7 protein-coding genes are annotated in these 5,847 nt (G+C 64.6%); 5 read left to right on the plus strand and 2 right to left on the minus strand.

What is annotated here, in order from left to right; all coding sequences use genetic code 11:
* The 5 genes from OXU42_13315 to OXU42_13335 all read left to right on the plus strand — a co-directional run.
* On the plus strand, nt 1–185 hold a 185-nt coding region (locus OXU42_13315), incomplete at its 5' end, for a TRAP transporter large permease subunit (GenBank protein MDE0030367.1).
* Between the two features lie 149 nt (nt 186–334).
* Complete coding sequence (locus OXU42_13320) at nt 335–982, plus strand: lamin tail domain-containing protein (protein ID MDE0030368.1); 648 nt, start codon at nt 335–337, stop codon at nt 980–982.
* A gap of 229 nt (nt 983–1,211) precedes the next feature.
* Nucleotides 1,212–2,072 (plus strand): ABC transporter substrate-binding protein, encoded by an 861-nt coding sequence (locus OXU42_13325; GenBank protein MDE0030369.1) that lies wholly within the window; start codon nt 1,212–1,214, stop codon nt 2,070–2,072.
* Between the two features lie 152 nt (nt 2,073–2,224).
* Entirely contained in the window at nt 2,225–2,590 is a 366-nt protein-coding gene (locus OXU42_13330) for a hypothetical protein (protein MDE0030370.1), read from the plus strand.
* Nucleotides 2,591–2,925: 335 nt separating this feature from the next.
* A complete protein-coding gene (locus OXU42_13335; protein ID MDE0030371.1) occupies nt 2,926–4,041 on the plus strand; it encodes an amidohydrolase family protein in 1,116 nt (371 codons plus the stop codon).
* Nucleotides 4,042–4,064: 23 nt separating this feature from the next.
* Here OXU42_13335 and OXU42_13340 read toward each other — a convergent pair whose 3' ends face one another.
* Nucleotides 4,065–5,210, minus strand: a complete 1,146-nt coding sequence (locus OXU42_13340) for an acyl-CoA dehydrogenase family protein (protein MDE0030372.1) — start codon at nt 5,208–5,210, stop codon at nt 4,065–4,067.
* Nucleotides 5,211–5,254: 44 nt separating this feature from the next.
* Nucleotides 5,255–5,847: TRAP transporter large permease subunit (locus tag OXU42_13345; protein ID MDE0030373.1), on the minus strand; the 593-nt coding region annotated here is incomplete at its 5' end.

The raw sequence follows: 5,847 nt of genomic DNA on the forward strand, positions 1-5,847 counted from the left end.
TGGCCACCATCTCGCCGCCCTTCGGCCTGTCGCTGTTCGTCATGAAGGGCATCGCCTCGCCCGGCACCACCATGGGCGACATCTACCGGGCCGCCCTCCCCTTCGTCGGCCTGAACCTGCTGGTGATGGCGCTGATGATCCTCTTTCCGGCCCTGGTGCTGTGGCTGCCGGGGCTGATGAACTGACTTCCCCTCGGTCCCTCCGCAACTCCTCGCAACATTTTCGCACGCCGGCGCTAAAGTCTCCCGCCTTCCGGACGATTTCCCTTACAGGAGCCGGGAACGTGGTGGACCCGGCATGGTCGGACGGTTTTGCGCAAAGAGGAGGTGCAACCATGCGCACAGGTTTGGAACACATTTGGCGCCGGGTGTTCGCGACGGCGATATTCGGCTTGGTGCTGGGCACGGGGTATCCCGCATGGGGTCAGACCGTGTTCATCAACGAGGTCCACTACGACAACGCGGGCGCCGACGCGGAGGAAAGGCTGGAGATCGCCGGTCCCGCGGGCACCGACATGAACGGCTGGAAGCTGGTGCTCTACAACGGCAAGAACGGGCGGCCGTACCGCACGGTTTCCCTCGAAGGAGCGATCCCGGACCAGCAAGGGGGCTACGGCACCCTGTCGTTCTCCGTGAACCGCATCGAGAACGGCTCCCCGGACGGAGTCGCCCTGGTCAACCCGGCCGGCGAGGTGATCCACTTCATGAGCTACGAGGGCGGCTTTACCGCCACCGCCGGACCGGCGGAGGGCCTTGCCGCCAAGGACATCGGCGTGCGCGAGTCCAGTTCCACGCAGATGGGCCACTCCCTGCAGCTCAGAGGGTCGGGCCATTCCCTGGCCGACTTCACCTGGCACGGGCCCGGACAGGCCACACCCGGCCTGGTGAACGCCGACCAGAACTTCGCCGCCCCTCCGGGCGAAACCACCGATGGCGGCCACAACGGCGCCGCGCCCGTGGAGGTCGTGAAGGAAAGCCGGTGATTCGAGGGTCCAAAGTCAGGCCTCCCGCCTCAAGCGGGAAGCCTGACTCCCTCGTGCCGCGCGGAATGGATTGCGACAGGCCCGATCCCGGCGGAATGCCGCCATACGTGTCGGTCCGCGAGAAAACTGTTGACTAGGCAACCGCCTGTGGCTAACAATCATTCAGATGTGAGCGCGGACGACGTATCGTGCCCGCGGCACGAATCGACGAAAGGACAGGCAAGGACCCATGGCAAAGTTTCGCATACAGCCGCACGGCAGGCTCCAGGAATGGGTGGCGGAGGAGTTGGGTTACTTCAAGGACGAGGGACTGGACTACGAGTTCGTCTTCGGCATCGTTGGCCAGCAGTCCGAGAAGCCCAAGGAAGTTCGTCACGGCGCCCTCGAGGACATGAAGGACGGACGCGCCTGCGAAGTCAGCTCGGCTTGTCACTGGATGGTCAACGTGGCGGCCACCGGACAGCACGGCCGCATGTGGGGACACGCCTACTCGGTGACGCCCTCGGGCATCTTCGTGCCGCCCGAGTCCGAAATCCGCAAGCCCAGGGACCTCGCCAACGTCGACATCGCCGTGGGTTATCACTCGGGCAGCCACTTCTCGGCGCTGCAGGCGCTCGAGCCGATCCTCGACGATTCCGAGGTCAAGCTGCAGTTCGCCGGCCGTCCGCTGGACCGCATGGCACGGCTGCTGGAACGGGACGTTCCCGCGGGCAACGTCTTCGGCGCACCGATGTACGTGCTGGAGCAGCAGGGGTTCCGCAAGATCGTCGACACGACGTTCATGATCGGCTTCCTGCTCGAGCCGGACTCCGACGAAGAGGACGCAAGGAAGTACTTCAACGCGTTGCAGCGCGCCCAACGCGACATCGACATGGAGCCGGAGCGCTTCCGGCACTATCTCCTGAAGGAGATTCCCGAACGCTATCACGAACTGGTGGACGTCCGTGCCATGGGCGTCGGCGAGCGCATGGTCTTCGAGCCCTACACGCAGGAAGTGTATGAGAAGACCCACCGCTGGATCGCGACGCGGAACCTCTTCGGCGCGGACACACCCCTCGACGAGCCCTACGAGTCCGCGGTGGCGCTGTAGCGGACCATTATCGCCATCTGTTTCGTCGTGTTGCCCGTGTTGTTTCGGTAATTCGGATATCGCACGGAGCCTGCTTGGGCTTGCCATGTAGCTCGAGTCAGTAAATCCTGGAGACGTGTACCGTCGACAAGGTAATCACGTCGAGGGCTACCATGAACGTTTTTCGAGGCATCGGCTACAAGACGATCAAGAGCGTTGCGAGTCCTCTACACTTCTTTGCGTTGTTGATTATCCTGTTGGCCACCATCATTGTGGGGCTTGCTTGGAAATCGACCCTGCCGCCGGATGTCACTGTCCGTATCATCTATGTCGCAGCCGGAATGTTGCTGTTTGTAGTTGTCCTTGTGGCGTTCCTGATTGTCTTCTTTCCACAGAAGCTTACTTTCGATCGGGAAACCCACTTGGCCGTCTTGCGCGAACGACTCGGTGACAGCGAGTTGCCGACGCCATATCAACCAAAGGAACTATCCAAAAGAGCAGCACCGAGGGAGATTACGAGGGAGGAGGATGCGTCATGATTCTCTTGATTTCGTACGATCTCAGCAATCCAGAGAGAGACTACCGTAGTCTATACGATGAAATCAAAACGGCCGACGCATGGTGGCACCACTTGGATTCGACATGGATTGTCAGTACGAAATCCAGTCCGGACGAGTGGCAAGGGCGCCTCCGACAGCACATGGACGATGATGACAGTCTACTGGTCATACAAGTGACCAACAACTATCAGGGTTGGCTACCGGAGCGAGCGTGGAAGTGGCTGAACAAAAGGAATTGGCAAGCAAACACCCTGGTTGCAGACGGCGATTAGGTCCTTCCCGCAACCGAAAACCAGGGCTTCCCGGAGGACCTCATGGCCATCAATGCCGAGGTGACCACCGTGCCGGACACGGACTACAGCCTCATCGACTCCGACGCACACGTGGTGGAGACGGAGCGCACCTGGGAGTTCATGGACCCGGAGGACGAGAAGTACCGCCCGGTGCTTGCGCCCCACCCCACGGACCCGCACGTGCAGTGGTGGATCATCGACGGACAGGCCCGCGGCTTGCGGTTCGTCACCCTCACCGAGGAGGAGATGGCCGAGCGCTCCCGCGTGCAGGGCCGGGACCTCGTCACTCCCATCGGCTCGCGCGAGGACGACGTGGAGCGGCGCCTGCGCCACATGGACCGGCTGGGCATCGACGTCCAGGTGCTGTTCCACACCCTGTGGACGGTGCCCACCACCGACCGCCCCGAGGTGGAGCTGGCGCTGTGCAAAAGCTGGAACCGCTGGGTGGCGGACATGTGGGAACGGGGCAACGGACGTCTCCGGTGGTGCACGGTGCTGCCTCTGATGAGCATGGACGCCTCGCTGGAGCTGCTCCACTGGGCGCACGGACACGGCGCCGTGGGCGTGGCCATCCCGCCCATCCTCGGGCGCAAGCTGCCCATCGATCCCTACTTCCATCCGCTCTACGAGGAGGCGCAGAGTCTCGACATGGTCATCGCCACGCACATCGGCAACGGCAACCAGGACATCGTCGACATCACCAGGCCGGCCTACGACCCCAACGCCTTCGGCCTCATGCGCTTCCGCCTCCTGACCGCCGGCTCGTGCGAGGGGCTGCTGGAGAGCCAGCTTCCGCTCAAGTACCCCGGCCTGCGCTGGGCCTTCATCGAGGCCGGTTCCATGTGGCTGCCCTGGATGCTCCACGAGGCCAAGCGGCGCAGCCTGCAGCGCGGGACGCCCCTGCCCGACGACGTGCTGAAGGAGTTCAACATCTTCGTCACCTGCCAGAACGACGACCAGCTCGGCTACACGTACGAGTGCGGCCCGGACAACATCGTCATCGGCAGCGACTACGGCCACTACGACGGTTCAAGCCAGATGGACGCCCTCCGCGTCATGCGCCAGCGCACGGACGTGGACGAGGAGGTGAAGCGCAAGATCCTGAACGAGAACCCCAGGAGGCTTTGGCGGTTGTAGGAGGGTTCGGTTTCCCGCCTGGATCAGAGCCGCGTCGTCTCGATTTCCAGACCCAGGACGTGCTTGCCGGCCAGCTCGTAGTTGGCTAGGCGCACCTGCTGGTGCTGGCTGATGACGTGGAGGTCCTGGAAGATCCGCTGGATGACGTTGCCCTCGAAGACGGCGGTGGTGCCGGAGAGGTTGTAGAGGGTTTCCACCGCCTGGATCGCCAGCCGGATGCAGTGGGTGGCGGCGAGGCGCAGGCCGAGGCGCCGGTCCAGGGTGAGGGGCTCCGGCGACACGGCCTCCGACCAGAGGGCCCGGACGGCCTCCCGGATGTAGGCGCGCCCCGCGGCGAGCGAGGCCTGGATCTGGCCCACCGCCACCTGCACCGGCGACTGGTCCCGCAGCATCGCCTGCATGGCGTGGGGCGTCTTGGCCCCGGCCAGTTCCAGGAACGCATCGAGACACGCCTGAGCCGCGCCCAGGGACAGCGCGGCGTCGCCCGAGGCGAACAGCAGCACCAGGGCGATCTTGTACAGCGGCCCCGGCTCGCGCACCGGACTTCCGAGCTGGCGGATCACCCGCTCCTCCGGGACGAAGACGCCGTCCACGATGAAGTCGTTGGTGCCGGTGCCGCGCATGCCGCGCACCCGCCAGATGTCCACCACCTCCACGTCCTCGGCCGGCACGAAAAGGAACTTCTGCACCCGCTCGCCGTCCGGCTCCGGCAGCCACGCGCGCGCGGCGAACCACGACGCGTGCAGGGAGCCGGAGCTGAAGCGGTGGCGGCCGGTGACCCGGTACCCGCCCGGCACGGGCACCGCCTCGGCGGTGGGCATGGACGTGTTGGCCACCACGCAGCGCGGCGTGTCGGTCCAGATTTGCCGGGCCACCTCGTGCTCCATGCGCGCCGCATAGGTGGCGAAGATCGAGCACTGGTTCACCAGCCACGCGGTGCTGGCGTCGGCCTTGCCCAACTCCTCCAGCACGTCGACGTAGGACGGCAGGTCGATCTCGACCCCCTCCATGGACCGCGGCAGGCCGAGCTTGAACAGGCCGGCGTCGGAAAGCGCGTCGAACAGATCCTGCGGCAACTCGCGCTCCGTCTCGATCCGATCCGCGCAGGCCCGGATTCGCGGGGCCAGCGCCCTGGCCGCCTCCAGCATAGGGTGATTCTTGGATGACATCAGCGGTGCCCTGCCCTGCAACTTGTTCCACCCGCGCGCGGGTGTCAACTGAGCATGAGCCGGGGCAGGGTCAGCACCAGGGCGGGAAAGGCGATCATGACCGCCAGGTTCACCATGTCGAGCAGCACGAAGGGAAAGCAGCTCTTGTAGATCTCCACCATGGAAGCGTCCGGAACCACCCCCTTGAGGACGAAGAGCTGCAGCCCGAAGGGGGGCGTGGTGTTGGCCACCTCCATGTTGAGGAGCATCAGGATGCCGAACCAGATGGGATCGAAGCCGAGCTGGGCGGCCAGCGGGAAATAGATGGGCACCGTGATCATCATGATGGAGATCTGGTCCACGAACATGCCCAGCACGAGCACGATCAGCATCATCAGCACCAGGATCACCACCGGCGGCGCCTGGAACCCCGCCACCATCTCCACCAGTCCCCGGCTGGCGCCGGTGAACGCCAGCACCTGACTGAAGGCGTTGGACGCGAGGATGATCATGAGCACCACAACGGACACGCGCACCGTGCTCATCACCGACTGCGCCACCACCTTGAAGGTCAGGCTGCGGTACATGGCCGCCACAAGGGCCGTGCTCAGCGCTCCCAGGGCCGCCGCCTCCGTGGGCGTCGCCACGCCGATGAAGA

It is taken from the genome of Deltaproteobacteria bacterium (assembly GCA_028818775.1).
In the GTDB taxonomy this organism is placed as follows: Bacteria; Desulfobacterota; Binatia; order UBA9968; family JAJDTQ01; genus JAJDTQ01.

Excerpts from the sequence above, each read along its gene's own strand:
- OXU42_13320 (MDE0030368.1), top strand. The coding sequence starts at position 335 with ATGCGCACAGGTTTGGAACACATTTGGCGCCGGGTGTTCGCGACGGCG.
- OXU42_13325 (MDE0030369.1), top strand. The coding sequence starts at position 1,212 with ATGGCAAAGTTTCGCATACAGCCGCACGGCAGGCTCCAGGAATGGGTG.
- OXU42_13330 (MDE0030370.1), top strand. The coding sequence starts at position 2,225 with ATGAACGTTTTTCGAGGCATCGGCTACAAGACGATCAAGAGCGTTGCG.
- OXU42_13335 (MDE0030371.1), top strand. The coding sequence starts at position 2,926 with ATGGCCATCAATGCCGAGGTGACCACCGTGCCGGACACGGACTACAGC.
- OXU42_13340 (MDE0030372.1), bottom strand. The coding sequence starts at position 5,210 with ATGTCATCCAAGAATCACCCTATGCTGGAGGCGGCCAGGGCGCTGGCC.